General features: G+C 59.9%; 17 protein-coding genes, 1 tRNA gene and 2 rRNA genes (1 of these 20 only partly in view). 11 read left to right on the top strand and 9 right to left on the bottom strand.

The window, feature by feature from the left end:
• The 3 genes from WE862_RS05540 to WE862_RS05550 all read left to right on the top strand — a co-directional run.
• Nucleotides 1–898 (top strand): 23S ribosomal RNA (locus tag WE862_RS05540) (it extends 1,990 nt beyond the left edge of the window).
• An 81-nt stretch (nt 899–979) separates the two neighbouring features.
• Nucleotides 980–1,094 (top strand): 5S ribosomal RNA (gene rrf, locus WE862_RS05545).
• A 29-nt stretch (nt 1,095–1,123) separates the two neighbouring features.
• Nucleotides 1,124–1,200, top strand: a tRNA-Asp gene (locus tag WE862_RS05550).
• 269 nt (nt 1,201–1,469) lie between these two features.
• On the opposite strand, the gene WE862_RS05555 is transcribed toward WE862_RS05550, so the two are convergent.
• Together WE862_RS05555 and WE862_RS05560 are read right to left on the bottom strand one after the other, a co-directional pair.
• Nucleotides 1,470–4,046: a bifunctional acetate--CoA ligase family protein/GNAT family N-acetyltransferase gene (locus WE862_RS05555; RefSeq protein ID WP_042030371.1), complete on the bottom strand. Its 2,577-nt coding sequence runs from the start codon at nt 4,044–4,046 to the stop codon at nt 1,470–1,472.
• 73 nt (nt 4,047–4,119) lie between these two features.
• Entirely contained in the window at nt 4,120–4,311 is a 192-nt protein-coding gene (locus WE862_RS05560) for a hypothetical protein (RefSeq protein WP_019446537.1), read from the bottom strand.
• Nucleotides 4,312–4,502: 191 nt separating this feature from the next.
• On the opposite strand from WE862_RS05560, the gene WE862_RS05565 reads away from it, so the two are divergent.
• Nucleotides 4,503–5,369 (top strand): hypothetical protein, encoded by an 867-nt coding sequence (locus WE862_RS05565; protein ID WP_042030372.1) that lies wholly within the window; start codon nt 4,503–4,505, stop codon nt 5,367–5,369.
• Here WE862_RS05565 and ilvY read toward each other — a convergent pair.
• Nucleotides 5,358–6,284, bottom strand: coding sequence for an HTH-type transcriptional activator IlvY (gene ilvY, locus WE862_RS05570; RefSeq protein WP_339058710.1), 927 nt, complete (start codon nt 6,282–6,284; stop codon nt 5,358–5,360). The two genes, WE862_RS05565 and ilvY, sit on opposite strands and share 12 nt — an antisense overlap.
• Before the next feature lie 189 nt (nt 6,285–6,473).
• On the opposite strand from ilvY, the gene ilvC reads away from it, so the two are divergent.
• Nucleotides 6,474–7,955 (top strand): ketol-acid reductoisomerase, encoded by a 1,482-nt coding sequence (ilvC, locus tag WE862_RS05575; RefSeq protein WP_042030375.1) that lies wholly within the window; start codon nt 6,474–6,476, stop codon nt 7,953–7,955.
• A gap of 169 nt (nt 7,956–8,124) precedes the next feature.
• Here the strand turns inward: ilvC and pgi are convergent, their stop codons facing one another.
• The 5 genes from pgi to coaBC form a co-directional block, all read right to left on the bottom strand.
• On the bottom strand, nt 8,125–9,774 hold the full coding sequence (gene pgi / locus WE862_RS05580) for a glucose-6-phosphate isomerase (RefSeq protein WP_005339491.1): 1,650 nt from the start codon (nt 9,772–9,774) through the stop codon (nt 8,125–8,127).
• Between the two features lie 338 nt (nt 9,775–10,112).
• Complete coding sequence (locus WE862_RS05585) at nt 10,113–10,949, bottom strand: mechanosensitive ion channel domain-containing protein (RefSeq protein ID WP_042030376.1); 837 nt, start codon at nt 10,947–10,949, stop codon at nt 10,113–10,115.
• 165 nt (nt 10,950–11,114) lie between these two features.
• Entirely contained in the window at nt 11,115–11,711 is a 597-nt protein-coding gene (gene slmA / locus WE862_RS05590) for a nucleoid occlusion factor SlmA (RefSeq protein WP_005339495.1), read from the bottom strand.
• A 68-nt stretch (nt 11,712–11,779) separates the two neighbouring features.
• Nucleotides 11,780–12,238 carry a dUTP diphosphatase gene (gene dut, locus WE862_RS05595; protein ID WP_042030378.1) on the bottom strand — a complete coding sequence of 153 codons (459 nt, stop codon included), beginning with the start codon at nt 12,236–12,238 and terminating at the stop codon, nt 11,780–11,782.
• An 81-nt stretch (nt 12,239–12,319) separates the two neighbouring features.
• The gene (gene coaBC / locus WE862_RS05600) at nt 12,320–13,522 is read right to left on the bottom strand and encodes a bifunctional phosphopantothenoylcysteine decarboxylase/phosphopantothenate--cysteine ligase CoaBC (RefSeq protein ID WP_042030379.1); all 1,203 of its coding nucleotides are present in this window, start codon (nt 13,520–13,522) and stop codon (nt 12,320–12,322) included.
• 148 nt (nt 13,523–13,670) lie between these two features.
• Here coaBC and radC point away from each other — a divergent pair, with 148 nt between their 5' ends.
• From radC to WE862_RS05630, 6 genes are all read left to right on the top strand, one after another.
• Entirely contained in the window at nt 13,671–14,345 is a 675-nt protein-coding gene (gene radC, locus WE862_RS05605; protein ID WP_033113596.1) for a RadC family protein, read from the top strand.
• Between the two features lie 136 nt (nt 14,346–14,481).
• Entirely contained in the window at nt 14,482–14,718 is a 237-nt protein-coding gene (rpmB, locus tag WE862_RS05610; protein ID WP_005307492.1) for a 50S ribosomal protein L28, read from the top strand.
• Nucleotides 14,719–14,729: 11 nt separating this feature from the next.
• Nucleotides 14,730–14,897 (top strand): 50S ribosomal protein L33, encoded by a 168-nt coding sequence (gene rpmG / locus WE862_RS05615; RefSeq protein ID WP_005307500.1) that lies wholly within the window; start codon nt 14,730–14,732, stop codon nt 14,895–14,897.
• A 93-nt stretch (nt 14,898–14,990) separates the two neighbouring features.
• Nucleotides 14,991–15,446, top strand: a complete 456-nt coding sequence (locus WE862_RS05620; protein ID WP_042030380.1) for a hypothetical protein — start codon at nt 14,991–14,993, stop codon at nt 15,444–15,446.
• A gap of 34 nt (nt 15,447–15,480) precedes the next feature.
• Nucleotides 15,481–16,293, top strand: a complete 813-nt coding sequence (mutM, locus tag WE862_RS05625; protein WP_042030381.1) for a bifunctional DNA-formamidopyrimidine glycosylase/DNA-(apurinic or apyrimidinic site) lyase — start codon at nt 15,481–15,483, stop codon at nt 16,291–16,293.
• A gap of 176 nt (nt 16,294–16,469) precedes the next feature.
• Nucleotides 16,470–17,342: a VirK/YbjX family protein gene (locus tag WE862_RS05630; RefSeq protein WP_042030383.1), complete on the top strand. Its 873-nt coding sequence runs from the start codon at nt 16,470–16,472 to the stop codon at nt 17,340–17,342.
• 72 nt (nt 17,343–17,414) lie between these two features.
• Here the strand turns inward: WE862_RS05630 and coaD are convergent, their stop codons facing one another.
• Complete coding sequence (gene coaD, locus WE862_RS05635; RefSeq protein WP_042030385.1) at nt 17,415–17,900, bottom strand: pantetheine-phosphate adenylyltransferase; 486 nt, start codon at nt 17,898–17,900, stop codon at nt 17,415–17,417.
• Between the last annotated feature and the right edge of the window lie 89 nt (nt 17,901–17,989).

The raw sequence follows: 17,989 nt of genomic DNA on the forward strand, positions 1-17,989 counted from the left end.
CAGTGAAATCGAATTCGCCGTGAAGATGCGGTGTACCCGCGGCTAGACGGAAAGACCCCGTGAACCTTTACTACAGCTTGGCACTGAACATTGAACCTACATGTGTAGGATAGGTGGGAGGCTTTGAAGGCGTGACGCCAGTTGCGCTGGAGCCGTCCTTGAAATACCACCCTTGTATGTTTGATGTTCTAACGCAGGGCCCTGAATCGGGCTCGCGGACAGTGCCTGGTGGGTAGTTTGACTGGGGCGGTCTCCTCCCAAAGAGTAACGGAGGAGCACGAAGGTTGGCTAATCCTGGTCGGACATCAGGAGGTTAGTGCAATGGCATAAGCCAGCTTAACTGCGAGACGGACAGGTCGAGCAGGTACGAAAGTAGGTCATAGTGATCCGGTGGTTCTGAATGGAAGGGCCATCGCTCAACGGATAAAAGGTACTCCGGGGATAACAGGCTGATACCGCCCAAGAGTTCATATCGACGGCGGTGTTTGGCACCTCGATGTCGGCTCATCACATCCTGGGGCTGAAGTCGGTCCCAAGGGTATGGCTGTTCGCCATTTAAAGTGGTACGCGAGCTGGGTTCAGAACGTCGTGAGACAGTTCGGTCCCTATCTGCCGTGGGCGTTGGATGATTGAAGGGAGTTGCTCCTAGTACGAGAGGACCGGAGTGAACGAACCTCTGGTGTTCGGGTTGTCACGCCAGTGGCACTGCCCGGTAGCTAAGTTCGGAATCGATAACCGCTGAAAGCATCTAAGCGGGAAGCGAGCCCTGAGATGAGTCATCCCTGACCCCTTGAGGGTCCTAAAGGGCCGTTGGAGACCACAACGTTGATAGGCGGGGTGTGTAAGTGCAGCGATGCATTGAGCTAACCCGTACTAATTACCCGTGAGGCTTAACCATACAACACCCAAGAAGTGTTCTAAGGCTTGTAGCAAATACGAACGAATTACTTACGTCAGCTTTCTCAGATTGAAGAATTTGCCTGGCGGCAATAGCGCCGTGGAACCACCTGATCCCATGCCGAACTCAGAAGTGAAACGCGGTAGCGCCGATGGTAGTGTGGCATTCGCCATGCGAGAGTAGGACACTGCCAGGCACCTAATTAGCAATAAGCTAGCCGAATGCGGAGCGGTAGTTCAGTCGGTTAGAATACCGGCCTGTCACGCCGGGGGTCGCGGGTTCGAGTCCCGTCCGCTCCGCCACTAAATAGAAGGCCTTCCCGATTGGGAAGGCCTTTTGCTATGGGCGATTTGCCTGTTGGTCACAGCGGTGCACGCCAGAATAGACACCAAAGCCCGGTTATCAGACCGGGCTTTTGTGTTTTCAGCATCGAGAGGCCACTGAACAGTGGCTCTTGCCTGAGGGTGGGCGCTGGCAGGCCCGCTATTCCCTCCTTTTGGTATGTAATTGCGGTCATTTTTCGGATGATTCGCAACCATTTGTACTGGATTACTCGCAGCCACCCATCCCATCACTGGGCTACAGCCCCACAGGGAAGAGCCATATTGACCACCCCCTCCTCCATCTGGACATCAATGGTAAAGCCGAGTCGTTTGGCGAGGGTCACCATGCCGCGATTGCTTGGCATGGTCATGCCGGAGAGTTGGCCGATCCCCTGCTCGCAGGCGTAGCGGATGATCTTCTCCATCATCAGCTTGCCGAGCCCCAGCCCTTTCAGGTCGGAACGAACCAGAATGGCAAATTCGGCATCGCTGAGATCCGGCGTCGAGATGGCGCGCACCACCCCGAGAATCTGATCTTTACGTTCCCCATCCTGCCCTACGGCGACAAAGGCCATTTCGCGGTCGTAATCGATCTGGGTCATGCGGGCCAACTCTTCGTGACCCAGCTCACCCACGTCGGCGAAGAAGCGTTTGTATCTGTCTTCATCGGAGACCCGCAGCACGAATTGTTTGTGGGCCGGCTCATCTTCCGGGCGAATGGGGCGCAGCAGAACATGGCTCTGATCCTTGAGCCAGGCTCCCTCCTCCAGCTCGGTCGGGTAGGGGCGGATCGCCAACCGATTGGCGGGGGAAAGTGTTGGGTCGGCCAGCGTGACGCTGGCATCCAGCACCACCATCTCGGCGCCACAGGCTTGCAGCGGATGAAGATCCAGCTCCTGAATTTGCGGGAAGGCGAGCAGCAGTTCTGATAGCTGGCAGAGCACCTGACCGAGGGCATCGATATCCAGCCGATCCGGAGTGGCATGTTCACGGATCTTGCGACTCTTGAGCGCACCGATGATCTGGTAACGGGCCAGCGCCTGATTGAGCGGCGGCAGCGCTGCAACCATCTCCTGTGGCTCCGCGCCCGATTCACCGAGCAGGATGACGGGGCCAAAGATGGCATCTTGCTGGATACAAACCCGCAGTTCCAGACCGCCACTGCGCCGCGCCATGCGCTGTACCAGCAACCCTTCAATACGGGCGCCGGGATCGTGCTGTTTCACCCTGTCCAGAATGGCATCGGCAGCCTGTGCTACTTCGGCCGAGGTACGCAGATTGAGTACCACACCGTGCACAGCAGATTTGTGCAGGATATCGGGCGAACGGAGTTTGACTGCCACCGGGTAGCCGATCTGCTCGGCTGTCAGGGTGGCCTCGATGGCGTCGGTGACGATCCAGGTGGGCAATGTTGCGAGCCCGGCTGCTTGCAAGATGGGGTGGGCGAGATGGGTATCCAGCCTCAGCTGTTTGCGCTCCTGCGCCTGGCGGATCAGCTGCTGGCAGAGCTCGATATTGAGCTGGTTGCCGTGCAGGGAGGCGGGGGTCTCCATCAGCTGTTTCTGGTTACGGCGGTACTCCACCATATGCATGAAGGCGGCCATGGCGCTTTCCGGGGTACGGTAGGTCGGGATGCCCGCTTCGGTAAAGAGTTTGCGACCCTCCTGCGCCGAGTATTCGCCTGCCCAGTTGGTGAGGATATTGAAACGGCGTGCTCTTGGGTGCTGTTTCAGGTGGGCGATAAGGTGGCTGGCCAGTGGTGCGCTGGGGGCTGTAAGGGAGGGGGCATGAATGATCAGGATGGCATCGATCCCCTCTTCCCCGAGCAGGTTGTCCAGCGCTTCCTGATAGATGGCGATGGTGGCATCGCTGCCGATATCGAGCGGTGGGCGTGCCAGCTTGCCGCCCCGCTCCAGCAGCACATCCACCGCCATATTGGCCAGCCCACGGCCATTGGAGATGATGGCGAGCCGCTCCCCCTTGAGGGTCATGGAGTGGCTGAGGGTTTCCACTGCGGCAAACAGCTCGTGGGTGTCCCGTACTCGCAACATGCCGGCGCGGCGGATGGCGGCGTCATAGACGTTGTCGAGGCCGTGGGCCGGATCGTGGCGTCCGCTCTTGAGTACCAAGATCGGTTTGTTGCGCGAAGCGGCTCGCGCCGCCGAGAGAAAATGGCGGGCATCGTGCAGCTTGTCCATGTAGAGCAGGATGGCGCGGGTGACGCTGTCGCGGGAGAGTTGATCCAGCAGCTGGCCAAAGTCGATGTCGCAGTGATCGCCAAGGGAGATGAAGGCGGAAAAGCCCAGCTCATGCTGCTTGGCCCAGTCGAGAATGGTGGTGCTGACCGCGGCAGACTGGGAGAGAAAGGCGACCTGCCCGGGCTTGGCGGCAATCGGTGAAAAGCTGGCATTGAGCCCCTGACCGGGCAGCAGCATCCCCATGCTGTTGGGGCCGAGTAGGCGGATGCCGTATTGCTTGCAGAGCCGTTTCAACTCCTGCCGCTCATCTTGTGAAAAATCGGCGGCGAGGATGATAGCGGCGCCTGTTCCCTTCTGGCCGAGAGCCTCCAGCAGGGGGATGACCCGCTCCCGGCGAGTGCAGATGATGGCGAGATCCGGAGCCAGTGGCAGGCTGGCAATGTCGGGATAGGCCAGCACGCCGGCCACTGCTTTGCTGCGCGGGGTGACCGGCAGGATGGGCCCTTTGAAGTGGCCCGCCAGCAGGTGGCGGACGATGACATGGCCCGCTTTGTGCGGATCGGTCGAGGCGCCGATGATGGCGATTGATTGGGGTTTGAACAGCCGATCCAGACCGCTTGCGTTCATGGGCACTCCCGTCGAAAGGGGGAAGATACCAGTCTAATACCTCTTTGTTGCAGGTTCTGTGACCGGCTCCCGATCACCGTTTGTTGAGGGCGTTGGCGCGCAGGTAAAAGCGCAGCTCCCCCTGTACCCGGCGGATGGCGCCGAGGTGACGCTCCTGCAGATAGATCTCCTGCTCCCTGTCCAGCAAGGTGCTGGGCAGACCCATGCTCTGCAAATACTCCTCAAACAGGGTTGATCCCTTGATCTCGACCAGATGCTGTTTCATGGCGCTCCTCCCTGATGTAGTTCGATGATGGCGAATATTCAGTCTGCGATCCCTTGCCCGGTTTGCCTATTGTCACTTCTGACATGAGACGGGACAGGAGAAGGTTCACACATCTGGCAGCGAACACCGCATCAGGCCCTTGGCTGGCGTTATAGTATGACCAGAAGCATGGTGCTTGGATGGTACAGGTAATGAAGCAAGTCGGATTGTGGTGCATGGTGTTGTGGCTGTGGGCGGCGGATGCGTCGGCTGCCGTGCAGTCGATCCGCGCCTGGAATCTGCTGCTGGAGCATCCCAACCCGGCAGTGGTGCAGTTGTTGCGGCTCTCCCTTGATCTGACGGTGCCTGAATATGGCCCCTACCAGCTGGTCTCCAGCCCGCCGATGGAACAGGGGCGGACGGTGAAAGAGCTGCACAGCGGCGAGCTGGTTCAGGTCGGGGTGTTTGCCCCCGATGAGGAGCGGGAAAGGGATCTGCTGGCGGTACACATTCCATTGGCCAAGGGGCTGCTCGGCTGGCGGGTTTGCCTGATCCGGCAGGGGGATGAGGGGCGCTTTGCCGCGATCCACTCGCTAGCCGACTGGCGCCGCTCCGGGCTCATCATCGGCCAGCACAGATCCTGGCCCGACACCCAGCTGCTGAGGGCCAACGGCCTCAATGTAATGGCTGGCAATCTCTACGAAGCGCTGTTCAACATGCTGCGCAAGAAGCGTTTCGACTGCTTTTTGCGCTCCGTCATCGAGGTCGAGGATGAGCTGAAACAGCACCCGGATCTGGCCATCGAGCCCCATCTGGTGTTTCGCTATCCGCTGGCGCTGCTCTTCTTTGTGTCGCCCAAATATCCGGAGCTGGCGCAGCGCATCGAGCTTGGCCTGCAGCGGGCGCGGCAAACCGGGGATTTTGATCGGATCTTCGAGGAGGGGTTTGGCAGCACCATCCGCCGTTTGCAGCTCGACCAGCGGCAGCGCCTCGAGCTGAACAACCCTGATCTGCCGTTGTCGAGTCGCAAGATGATGGCCGACCCGACGCTCATCTACCAGCCTGTCTCAACGCAGTGAGTTCTGGTTCTGTGCCGTATCCCAGAAGGCGCGGATCAGCGGCTCTTCCAGTCGCTTCTTGAGCACCCCGATCCCCACATCAAATGGCTTGAAGGCGGGCTTGAGGTCGATGATCCGCACCTTGTCGCCGAGCGGGCTGTGGTCGATCACCGCCGCCGGCACCAGCCCCACACCACAACCGAGCGCCACCATGGCGACGATCCCCTCGTTACCCGCCACTTCGGCGTAGATGTTGGGCGCTATCCCCTTGTTGCGAAACCACTGATCGCTGCGTTTGCGGGCCAGCCCCTGCTCGGAGAGGATGACCGGCAGCTGCTCCCAATCAGGTTCTCCCTGACGGAACCACTGGTTCAGCTGCGGGGCGTTGCGCGGCGCGATAAAGACCAGCGGAACCAGCTGCAGGCTGGCGAACTCCAGCTTGGCGGGCAGGGCATCGGGACGGGCAGCGATGGCGAGATCGGCCTCCTCGGCCAGGATCTTGTCCACCGCCAGCGCCGGGTCGCCGGTCTCCAGCTTGATCTCCAGCTGAGGGTAGCGGCGGCGAAAGCGCTCCAGTACCTCGGGCAGCAGAAAGTAACTGGCGGTGACCGAACAGAAGACCCGCAGCCGCCCCTGTAGCGGTTCATCGCTGCGTTTGAGCTCCTGTTTGAGCTGACGCCACTCCTGCAACAGGCCGCCACCAAACTCCCGCAGCTTCTCGCCCGCTGGCGTGAGCCGCACCGAGCGGTTGTCCCGCTCGAACAGGGCGCAGCCGGTCTCCTGCTCCAGTCGCTGGATCGCGCGACTCAGGGTGGAGGGGCTGACCGCCATGGCATCGGCGCTCTTGCCGAAGTGGAGGGAGTCGGCGAGGTGGAGAAACAGCTCGAGATTGCGAAGGTCCGATCTTTCAGCTCCTGGCGCGGCATGTGTGCCCAATATCCAGCGGTTGGCGGCTTGTTTCTGCCATCTCGCGGTACATTCAGCAGGCGATTATGAAGGGTTAACGTTTCAATTATTGCAACGTACTGTTTCGAATATATCAGTTCAGGCAATAAGTGTCCCGCGCTATAGTGGTTCAGACAACGCCGCCATCCGGCATGGAATCAATCGAACGGAGCAATCACCATGGCTAACTATTTCAACACCTTGAACCTGCGTCAGCAGTTGGCCCAACTGGGCAAGTGTCGTTTCATGCAGCGCGAAGAGTTCGCGGACGGCTGCAACGTGCTGAAGGGCAAGAAGGTGGTGATTGTGGGCTGTGGTGCCCAGGGTCTGAACCAGGGTCTGAACATGCGCGACTCCGGGCTGGATATCTCCTACGCCCTGCGCAAGGCCGCCATCGCCGAGAAGCGCGCCTCTTGGCAGAAGGCTACCGACAACGGCTTCGCGGTCGGTACCTATGAAGAGCTGATCCCGACCGCCGATCTGGTGCTGAACCTGACCCCGGACAAACAGCACTCCGACGTCGTGAAAACCGTGATGCCGCTGATGAAGCAGGGCGCCGCATTGGGCTACTCCCACGGCTTCAACGTGGTGGAAGAGGGTCAGCAGATCCGCTCCGACATCACGGTCGTGATGGTGGCGCCCAAGTGCCCGGGTACCGAAGTGCGTGAAGAGTACAAGCGTGGCTTTGGTGTACCGACCCTGATCGCCGTTCACCCGGAAAATGACCCGAAAGGCGAAGGCATGGCCATCGCCAAGGCATGGGCCTCTGCCACCGGTGGCGACCGTGCCGGGGTGCTGGAATCCTCCTTCGTAGCGGAAGTGAAATCTGACCTGATGGGCGAGCAGACCATCCTCTGCGGCATGCTGCAGGCCGGTTCTCTGCTCTGCTACGACAAGCTGGTTGCCGAAGGGACAGACCCGGCCTACGCCGGCAAGCTGATCCAGTTCGGCTGGGAGACCATCACCGAAGCCCTGAAACAGGGTGGCATCAGCCTGATGATGGACCGCCTCTCCAACCCGGCCAAACTGCGCGCCTTCGAGCTCTCCGAGCAGCTCAAGACCCTGATGCGCCCGCTGTTCGAGAAGCACATGGACGACATCATCGCCGGTGAATTCTCCCGCGGCATGATGGCCGACTGGGCCGAAGATGACGTCAAACTGTTTACCTGGCGCGAAGAGACCGGCAAGTCTGCCTTCGAAAACGCCCCGGCGTTCGCAGGCAAGATTGCCGAGCAGGAGTACTTCGACAATGGCGTGGTGATGGTGGCCATGGTCAAGGCGGGTGTCGAGCTTGCGTTCGAGACCATGGTGGCTTCCGGTATCTACGAGGAGTCCGCCTACTACGAATCCCTGCACGAGTTGCCGCTGATCGCCAACACAGTTGCTCGCAAGCGTCTGTACGAGATGAACGTGGTCATCTCCGATACCGCCGAGTACGGTAACTACCTGTTCGCCAACGCCGCCGTGCCGTTGCTGCGCGAGCACTTCATGCCGACTCTGAAAGCGGGTGATCTGGGTGCCAGCAAGGCGGAAGGGCAGAGCGTCGACAACCTGGCGCTGCTGGCGGCCAACGAGGCGACCCGCAACCACCCGATCGAGAAGATCGGCCAGGTACTGCGTGGCTACATGAAAGACATGAAACGTATCGCCGTTGGCGGTTAAGCCGGCACCGGACTGGATGATGAAGGGGCGGGGATGACGATCCCCGTCGCCGGTCGGACTGGACACCCGACCGGCCAGCCAGAAAAACCAGCCTGACAGTCATAAAAGATAGTCATAAAAAAGCCCCGCTCATCGAGCGGGGCTTTTGCATTCAGAAAGGCCGGATAAATCAGGCTTTCCACGCTTTCCAGGTGTTGATCAGACCGTTGGTGGAGCAGTCGTGGCTGGTGACAGCCTCGTTGTTGCCCAGCTCCGGCAGGATCTTGTTGGCCAGCTGTTTGCCCAGCTCCACGCCCCACTGGTCGAAGGAGAAGATGTTCCAGATTGCGCCCTGTACGAAGATCTTGTGCTCGTACATGGCGATCAGGGCACCCAGGGTTTTCGGGGTCAGGCTCTTGAACAGGATGGAGTTGGTCGGGCGGTTGCCTTCGAACACCTTGAACGGCACCAGATCCTTGACCTGCTCCAGGGTTTTGCCAGCAGCCAGGAACTCGGCTTCGACCTCTTCCTTGCTCTTGCCGAAGGCCAGCGCCTCGGTCTGGGCGAAGAAGTTGGCCAGCAGTTTCGGGTGGTGGTCACCGATCGGGTTGTGGCTGATGGCCGGCGCCAGGAAGTCACAGGGGATCAGCTTGGTGCCCTGATGGATCAGCTGGTAGAAAGCGTGCTGGCCGTTGGTGCCCGGCTCACCCCAGATGATGGGGCCAGTCTGGTAGTCAACCGGCTTGCCGTTGCGATCCACGTACTTGCCGTTGGACTCCATGTTGCCCTGCTGGAAGTAGGCAGGGAAGCGGTGCATGTACTGGTCGTACGGCAGAATGGCTTCGGACTCGGCACCGTAGAAGTTGTTGTACCACAGGCCAATCAGGGCCAGCAGCACCGGCACGTTCTGCTCATAGGAGGCAGTGGCGAAGTGCATGTCCATCTCGAAAGCGCCTTGCAGCAGGGCTTCGAAGTTCTCGAAACCGACAGACAGGGCGATGGGCATGCCGATGGCAGACCAGGAGGAGTAGCGACCGCCAACCCAGTCCCAGAACTCGAACATGTTGTTGGTATCGATACCGAACTCGGCCACGGCCTTGCCGTTGGTGGAGAGGGCGGCGAAGTGCTTGGCAACGTGGGCCTTGTCACCGGCGATGTTGATGAACCAGTCGCGGGCGGTCAGGGCGTTGGTCATGGTCTCCTGGGTGGTGAAGGTCTTGGAGGCCACCAGGAACAGGGTGGTTTCCGGATCGATCTTCTTCAGGGTCTCGGCGATGTGGGTGCCATCGACGTTGGAGACGAAGTGCATCTGCAGGTGGTTTTTGTAGGGACGCAGTGCCTCGGTGATCATTACCGGGCCGAGATCGGAGCCACCGATACCGATGTTGACCACGTGCTGGATCGCCTTGCCGGTGTAGCCTTTCCACTCGCCGGAGATGATCTTCTCGCAGAAGCCCTTCATCTTGGCCAGTACGGCGTTCACTTCCGGCATCACGTCCTTACCGTCGCACTCGATGGGGCGGTCGGAGCGGTTGCGCAGTGCCACGTGCAGTACGGAGCGCCCTTCGGTCATGTTGATCTTGTCGCCATTGAACATGGCATCGATCGCGCTGCGAAGATCGGTCTCTTTGGCCAGATCAACCAGCAACTTGAGGGTTTCTTCGGTGATCAGGTTCTTCGAGTAATCAACCAGGATGTCGCCGCCGAAGGTAAGGGAAAACTTGTCAAAGCGCTTCGGGTCCTGCGCGAACAGATCCTTGAGTCGGGTCTCTTTGTTTGCTGCAAAGTGGGCTTCCAGTGCCTGCCAGGCCTGGGTTTGGGTTGGATTGATATTTTTCATAGGATTCCTGAAATGCCAAGTTGTGTTTGAACCTTGCAGGCAAGGTCCCGCCAAACCTTATTATCCGAGCATTATAGCGAGCCGGCCGGGCGGCCCGTGTAACAGAGTTTTACCGATTGTCTTTTACCGCAATGGGGCAACCGTCGGGAGTATACAACCAGAACATCGGGATTATGAGTCACGAAAGCAAGGGGGATCTTGCGCTCGCTCATGATTGGGGCTGGCCCGCAGTTCTGAAATTGTTTTCATTCCGCCGGCCTGATTATGCAGCGGATGGCGCGCCAGAAATGACAATGCCAGCCCGAAGGCTGGCATTGTGGGTTGTTGCAGTAGCGCGATCACGCCTGCGGTTTTTGCATGTGCATCACCATCTGCGGGAAGGGAATTTCGATCCCTTCGGCATCAAAGGTGAGTTTCACCTTCTCGTGGAAGTCGAACCAGACACCCCAGTAGTCGCCGGTCTTGACCCACGGGCGCACTACGATATTGACCGAGGAGTCGGCCAGCGCGGCAACGGCGATGGTAGCGGCCGGATCTTTCAGGATGCGCGGCTCTTCGTTCACCAGACGCTCGAGGATCTGCTTGGCCTTGCGCAGGTCGGAGCCGTAGCCGATACCGAAGGTCATGTCGACGCGACGAGTATCCATGCGCGAGTAGTTGACGATGGTGCCGTTGAGAATGGCAGAGTTCGGTACCACCACCATCTTGTTGTCACCGGAGGTGAGGGTGGTGGTGAACAGCTGAACGGATTGCACCACGCCAGACGTGCCTGCCACTTCGATAAACTCGCCCGCCTTGATGGGGCGGAAGATGATCAGCAGGAAGCCGGCGGCGAAGTTGGAGAGCGAGCCTTGCAGCGCAAAGCCGATGGCCAGACCGGCGGCACCGATAATGGCGACGAAGGATGCGGTCTGCACCCCGACCCGGCCCAGCGCGGCGATCACCACGAACACCAGAATGGCGTATTTGAGGATGCTGCCGACAAACTCGGTTATGGTGGTATCGAGCTTGCGGCCCTTCATCATCTTGACCACGCCACCGCTGAGCAGATTGGCGGCGATATAGCCGACCAGCAGGGTGAGCAGGGCGGCCGCGATGTTGACGGCATACTCGATCAGCAGGCCCTGGTTATTGACCAGCCAGGTCTGCGCTTCGGTAATGATTTCGGGTTCCATAGAATGTCCTTTCGGGTGCTAAAGGTTTATGGCGCATGAATCTAACATCGCAGCGCGACAGTCCGGGTCGCATCTGGTGCTTATTTTACTGCCATAAAAAGCTGCCACAAAAAAGAAGGGAGGCCAAGGCCTCCCTTCTTCATGCTCGGTGAAAAGCGCTGTCGCTCAGCTCTGCAGGAGCTGGCTGCGGATAAACTGCCACTGATCCTCGAAGCCGGCGGTGGGCTTGAGCTTGAACTCGGAACGGACAAACTGGCTGATGCGGCCCTCGGTATAGGCCAGCAGCAGATTGGCCAGCATGGTTTCGTCGAGCTGGAAGCCCTGCCCCTCGCGCAGCCGCTTCTCGCGCAGTACCTGCTTGATCTGGGTCTCCAGCTTGTCAAACAGGATGCTGATGCGATCCCGCAACCGGTCGTGCTCGCCCAACAGGGCATCGCCATTGAGGATGCGGGTGATGCCGGGATTGCGCTCGGCGAACACCAGCAGCAGCTGCAGGATGTGGTGGCAGCGCGCCATGGTGTCTTTCTCTTCCGCCATGATCAGATTGACCCGTGACAGCAGGGAATCCTCGATAAAGTCGATCAGCCCCTCGAACATCCGCGCCTTGCTTGGAAAGTGTCGATAGAGGGCTGCTTCAGAGACGCCGACCTCGGCCGCCAGACGGGCCGTGGTGATGCGCTGGCCGGGACTGGTTTCCAGCATATGGGCGAGCGCCTGCAGGATCTGATCGCGCCGACTCTGTTTCTGATTACTGCTTGCCATGGATTCCCCTAAAAAAACAATGGCTTGATTCTGTTATTAGGCACCGCCCATCAGGCTGATGTGGTCTGTTATTGGCGACCAGAAGAACCAAAACCGCCTTCACCCCGTTCGCTCTGGTTGAACTCATCGACCAATTGGAAGCTGGCCTGAACTACCGGCATGATCACCAGCTGGGCGATGCGCTCGCCAGGTTGCATGGTGAACTCATCCTTGCCGCGGTTCCAGACCGAGACCATCAGCTGACCCTGATAGTCGGAATCGATGAGACCGACCAGGTTGCCCAGCACGATGCCGTGCTTATGGCCGAGACCGGAGCGGGGCAGAATGGTGGCACACAGACCCGGATCCTGGATGTGGATAGCCAGACCGGTCGGTACCAGAGTGGTATCGCCCGGAGCCAGAGTCAGCGGTGCATCCAGCAGAGCGCGCAGGTCCATGCCGGCAGAGCCGGGAGTGGCATAGGCGGGCAGCGGGTACTCGGTACCGATACGGGCATCCAGAATCTTCAGTGCAATTTGTGTTGTCATGAATCGCTTTTTCAGTTGGATCTTGTATTGGCGCCCCTCTTGGCAAGGCGGGGCGCCGTGAGTCTTGTTCTTTCGGGACGCTTAGCGCCGATAGTGACACGCAATCAGGGCAACCAGATGACGGGCCAGCGTCAGCTTGTCGGCCAGCGGCAGCGGCGCCTGGCCCCCTTGCCAGAACACGGTCAGGGCGTTGTCATCGGCGTTGAAGCCTTGCCCCTCGCGGGATACATCGTTGGCGGCGATCATGTCCAACCGCTTTCGCTGCAATTTATCGAGGGCGTATTGTTCCACATCCACGGTTTCGGCGGCAAATCCGACAGTGAAGGGTTTGTCTGAAAGGGCGCCGACGGCCGCGATGATGTCGGGGTTTTTCACCAGCTTCACCACCATCTGGTCGTTGTCACCGCTCTTCTTGATCTTCTGGCTGGCGACCTGCTCGGGGCGGTAGTCGGCCACCGCGGCGCAGCCGATGAAGAGGTCGCATTCACCCACCCGGCTCATCACCGCCTGATGCATCTGTTCGGCGCTCTCGACATCGACGCGGGTGACCCCTGCCGGCGTGGCCAGAGCAACCGGGCCGCTCACCAGCGTCACCTCGGCGCCCGCTTCACGAGCGGCGCGGGCGATGGCATAGCCCATCTTGCCGGAGCTGTGGTTGCTGATGTAGCGCACCGGATCGAGCGCCTCGCGGGTTGGGCCGGCGGTCAGCAGTAGCTTGACGCCCGCCAGCAAGGGCTCGGCGGCCAGCTGCTGGCAGCAGCGCTCCACCAGTTCGAGGGGATCCAGCATCCGGCCCGGGCCCACATCGCCACAGGCCTGGCTGCCGGAGTCCGGCCCCCACAGCAGGACACCGCGGCTGGCCAGGGTCTTGAGGTTGGCCTGGGTGGCTGCGTTGAGGTACATCTGCTGGTTCATGGCGGGCGCCAGGGCGACCGGTGCCGGAGTGGCCAGACAGAGGGTGGTGAGCAGTTCGTCGGCCATGCCGGCCGCCATACGGGCCATCAGGTTGGCGCTGGCGGGGGCGATCAATACCAGATCGGCCCACTTGGCCAGCTCGATATGGCCCATGCCCGCTTCGGCAGCCGGATCCAGCAGGCTGTCCGCCACCGGATGGCCGGAGACCGCCTGCAGGGTCAGCGGCGTGATGAACTCCTTGGCGGAGCGGGTCATCACCACCCGCACCTCGGCACCCTGATCTTTCAGACGGCGTACCAGCTCGGCACTCTTGTAGGCGGCGATCCCGCCGCTGACACCCAACAGGATGCGTTTATCGGCCAATCTCATCTGCTGTTTCTCTATCCGGCTCACTTTGACTGGTCGGCTAAGATACCACAGGCAGGGGATGACGACAGGGGTTGGCATCAAGGGGTTGTGGCGGGGAACACGCAAATATTTGCTATGTTTTTCCTCAACAGGGAGAGAGGAGAGACAAATGAGCATCAAGGAGTGGCCGGAAGATGAACGCCCCAGAGAGAAGTTGCTGCGACAGGGGCCGACGGTGCTCAGTGATGCCGAGCTGCTAGCCATCTTCCTGCGCACCGGCGTCAATGGCCTGAGTGCGGTCGATCTCTCCCGTAACCTGTTGAATCAGTTCGGATCGCTGCGCAATCTGCTGGGCGCGGATCAACGCGCTTTCTGCGAGGCACACGGCCTCGGCCCGGCCAAATATGCCCAGTTGCAGGCGGTGCTGGAGATGGCCAAACGCCATCTGGCGCAGCAGTTGCAGCGGGGTGACGCGCTCACCTCGCCCCAGCTGACCCGCGACTATCTGCAGGCCCAGCTGCGGGATCGGCCGCGCGAAGTGTTTGCCTTGCTGTTGCTCGACAATCAGCACAGAGTCATTCAATTTGTTGAGCTTTTTTACGGCACAATCGATTCGGCGAGCGTCTGGCCAAGAGAAATCGTGCAGATCGCGCTCAAACATAATGCAGCCGCGGTGATTCTGGCGCATAATCACCCGTCCGGCGTCGCCGAGCCCAGTAGGGCCGACCGCCAGATCACGGATCGGATCACGGCCGCTTTGGCCCTGATCGATATCAGAGTGCTGGATCACTTGGTGATCGGTGATGGCATCACGGTTTCTTTTGCCGAGCGCGGTTGGCTATAACTGTGCTCTGGCACCGTATTAGTTGATCTTTGATCACGGATGCTGTATAAAATGCCGCCTTCTGTTTGCCCCGCAATCGAAGGCCAGCGGGGCAGATATTTGCTCGAGCAATGAAGTAAGATTTGGAGAGACTGACATGTCTAGAGTATGCCAAGTAACCGGCAAGCGCCCGGCAGTTGGTAACAACCGTTCGCACGCTAACAACGCTACCAAGCGTCGTTTCCTGCCGAACCTGCACACTCACCGTTTCTGGGTTGAGAGTGAAAAACGCTTCGTAAGCCTGCGCGTATCCGCAAAAGGCATGCGTATCATCGACAAGCGTGGCGTTGAAGTGGTTCTGGCTGAACTGCGCGCCAGCGGTGTTAAGGTATAAGGAATTAGATCATGGCTAAAGGTATTCGCGAGAAAATTCGCCTGAACTCCAGCGCCGGTACTGGTCACTTCTATACCACTACCAAAAACAAGCGCACCATGCCCGAAAAAATGGAAATCAAAAAGTTTGATCCCGTTGTTCGTCAGCATGTGATCTACAAGGAAGGCAAAATCAAGTAATTACTTGATGCTGCATTCCCAAAAACCCGGCCTTGTGCCGGGTTTTTTTATGCCCCGAATTCAGTACACTGCCGGTTCAAAGGGAGGCTTGCCATGTTCAAACTGAGCCGCAAAGGCTGGAACAACGTGATCATCGTGGTGGTACTGATCGTGATCACCCTGCTGCACCGGCTGGAGCTGGCCCAGCAGGAGAACAGCGCCAAACGCGCGCGTCCGCTGTTGCCGGAGGATGCGGTAGTGCTCACCTGGCAGGGACCAAGCTGGCAGATTGAGCGGATCGGCCATGGCTGGCGCAGCGGGCCGGATCTGGGACTCGACAGCAAGCAGCTGGCGGCCCATATCGAGCGCTGGCAGGGCTGGCTGCTGCCACCCGGCGAAGCGGTACGCGGTGCCCCCGTTACCCTCAGGGTGTGGATTGCCGGGCAAAATGACCCGCAGACGATCGCCCTCTATCAGAACAGTGGCCAGTATGGTGCTCAGCTCCCCTCTGGCCTCTGGCTCTCCCTCACTGCCGAGCAGTATCGCGACCTGATGCGTCCTGCCCCCTGATTGTTCACCAGTCGACTCTGTTTGCGAGGTACCAATGCCTGAATTGCCAGAAGTAGAAGTCAGCCGGCAGGGGATCTCTCCCTGGCTTACCGGCATCAAGGTCACCCGAGTGGTGGTGCGCGATGGCCGCCTGCGCTGGCCGGTGCCCGGCGAAATTCAGGAGCTGGTGAACCTCACCATCCATCAGGTACGCCGCCGCGCCAAGTATCTGCTGCTGGAGACCGATTTCGGTACCGCCATCCTCCATCTGGGGATGTCCGGCAGCCTGCGGGTGCTGGATATCGGCACCCCGGCCGAGAAGCACGACCACGTGGATATCGAGCTGGAGAATGGCAAGCTGCTGCGGCTCAACGATCCGCGCCGTTTCGGCGCCCTGCTCTGGACCCGCGATCCGGCCGAGGCGCATGCCTTGCTGGCCAAGCTGGGGCCGGAGCCGCTCACCGATGCCTTCAATGGCGATTACCTGCGTGAGCGCGCCAAGGGGCGCAGCACAGCCATCAAGCAGTTCCTGATGGACAATCAGGTGGTGGTCGGGGTGGGCAACATCTACGCCAACGAGGCGCTCTTTGCGGCGGGGATCCACCCCAAACGGGCGGCGGGCAATATCAGTGGCGAGCGGCTGGAGAAGCTGGTGGCCGAGATCAAGCGGGTACTGGCCGAAGCCATCAGACAGGGCGGTACCACCCTCAAGGATTTCACCAGTGCCGATGGCAAGCCTGGCTATTTCGTGCAGCAGCTGCAGGTTTACGGCCGTGGCGGCCAGCCCTGTTTCCACTGTCACACCCTGCTGAGCGAAGTGAAAATAGGCCAGAGAACCACGGTATTTTGCTCCCATTGCCAGCGTTAAGAGCACTTTTTCACCGAATTTGCGGAAAGTTGTAACAGCGTATTTCCCGGTTGTTGAAGATTTGCACAGTTGTCTCTAGTATCTCGTCCGTTCAGGCGGTTTGAGAAATAAAAATGACTGTTAAATCAATAGACTGGGAACATTTATCCCGGCTGGAGCGCTATTGCGCAAAATCCATGGCCAGCTACCTCTATCCGGAGGGAAGCGAGCGCCAGACCTTCAATCGCGGCAAGTTCGTGCTGCGCAGCCTGCTTTACCGCGAGCAGCTGACCCGTGTCTTTACCCTGTTTCAGGCCGAGCCGCTCAAGGCGTTGCCGGCCCGTTATCCCGAGCTGCTTGACAAGCCGATGCGTCCCTATCGCTTCGCCAGTGCCAGTGCCCGTGAGCGGGCCGAGATGCTGGAAAACCACTATCAGTTGCAGCTGAGTTGCTATCCGGAGCTGGTCGAGCCGCTCTATCTGGCGGGCGGCATCGAGCTGGGACGTTATCCCCAGAGCGATTGCCGCATCGTGCTGCGCCATGACGGCACCTTCCGCCGCGAGGCCGAGCTGGCGCTCTCCATCATCGATAGCGAGGGGCTGCGTCTCTACAGCTGCGCCTTCTCGCTGGCTGGCAGCGCCGAGCAGCTGCATCTGGTGATCGGCTCCATGCAGGGGCCGGAACCCGGAGTGGCCAACGCGCAGGATAAGGTGCGCGAGCTGACCAAGGAGGGGCAGGGGCTACGGCCCAAATCCCTGCTGGTGCAACTGGTGCAGCAGCTGGCGCTGGCGATGGGTAGCGGCGAGGTGCTGGCGGTGCGCAAACGGGCTCACGTGTTTCAGGCCAAGCGTTACAGCAGCAAGCAGAAGGCCAACCTGCAGGCCGATTACGACGAGTTGTGGCAGGAGTTTGGCGCCCGGGATGTGGATGCCAACTTTGTCGCCCTGCAGCTGCAGCCGCGCAAGCCGCTGGAGGAGATCGCCTCCAAGAAGCGGGCCATGTACCGGCGCCGTTACGAGTGGCTCGATCAGCTGGAGCTGGCGATCCGCGAGCAGTTTGTCCGCCGCTAGGCGTGCAGTGCGTTGATGCAACAAGGGCTACCCGCGGGTAGCCCTTGTTCGTTTCTGCCAATCAGGAGGGGATTAGCGCTGCTGCTGTTTGGCGGCGATGGCCTGCGCCACCACGGGGTCGACAAACTGGCGGATGTCGCCACCGTGCAGCGCCACCTCTTTCACCAGAGTGGAGGAGATAAAGGAGTTCTCCTCGGCCGGGGTGAGGAAGACGCTCTCCAGCTCCGGCATCAGGCGGCGATTCATGTTGGCCAGCTGGAACTCGTACTCGAAGTCGGAGACGGCGCGCAGGCCGCGGATCAACACGTTGGCCTGATGCTCTTTGGCAAAATCGACCAGCAGCCCGGAGAAGCCCACCACCTTGACGTTGGGAAGCGAGCTGGTCACTTGCTGGACAAGCTGGACACGTTCCGCCAGATCGAACAGCGGGCGCTTGCTCGGGCTGTTGGCGACACCGACGATCACCTCGTCAAACAGCTTGGCGGCGCGGCCGATCAGGTCGGCATGGCCATTGGTAACGGGATCAAATGTCCCGGGATAGATCACCCTGGTAGTCATCTTTGTGGTCCTGCAACCTGGAAATTTGGTCGCATTATAAGGTCGTCGCTTGAGAATAGCAGTGCATCAGGCAAGAATACGCCATCGCG

It is taken from the genome of Aeromonas jandaei (assembly GCF_037890695.1).
GTDB lineage: Bacteria > Pseudomonadota > Gammaproteobacteria > Enterobacterales > Aeromonadaceae > Aeromonas > Aeromonas jandaei.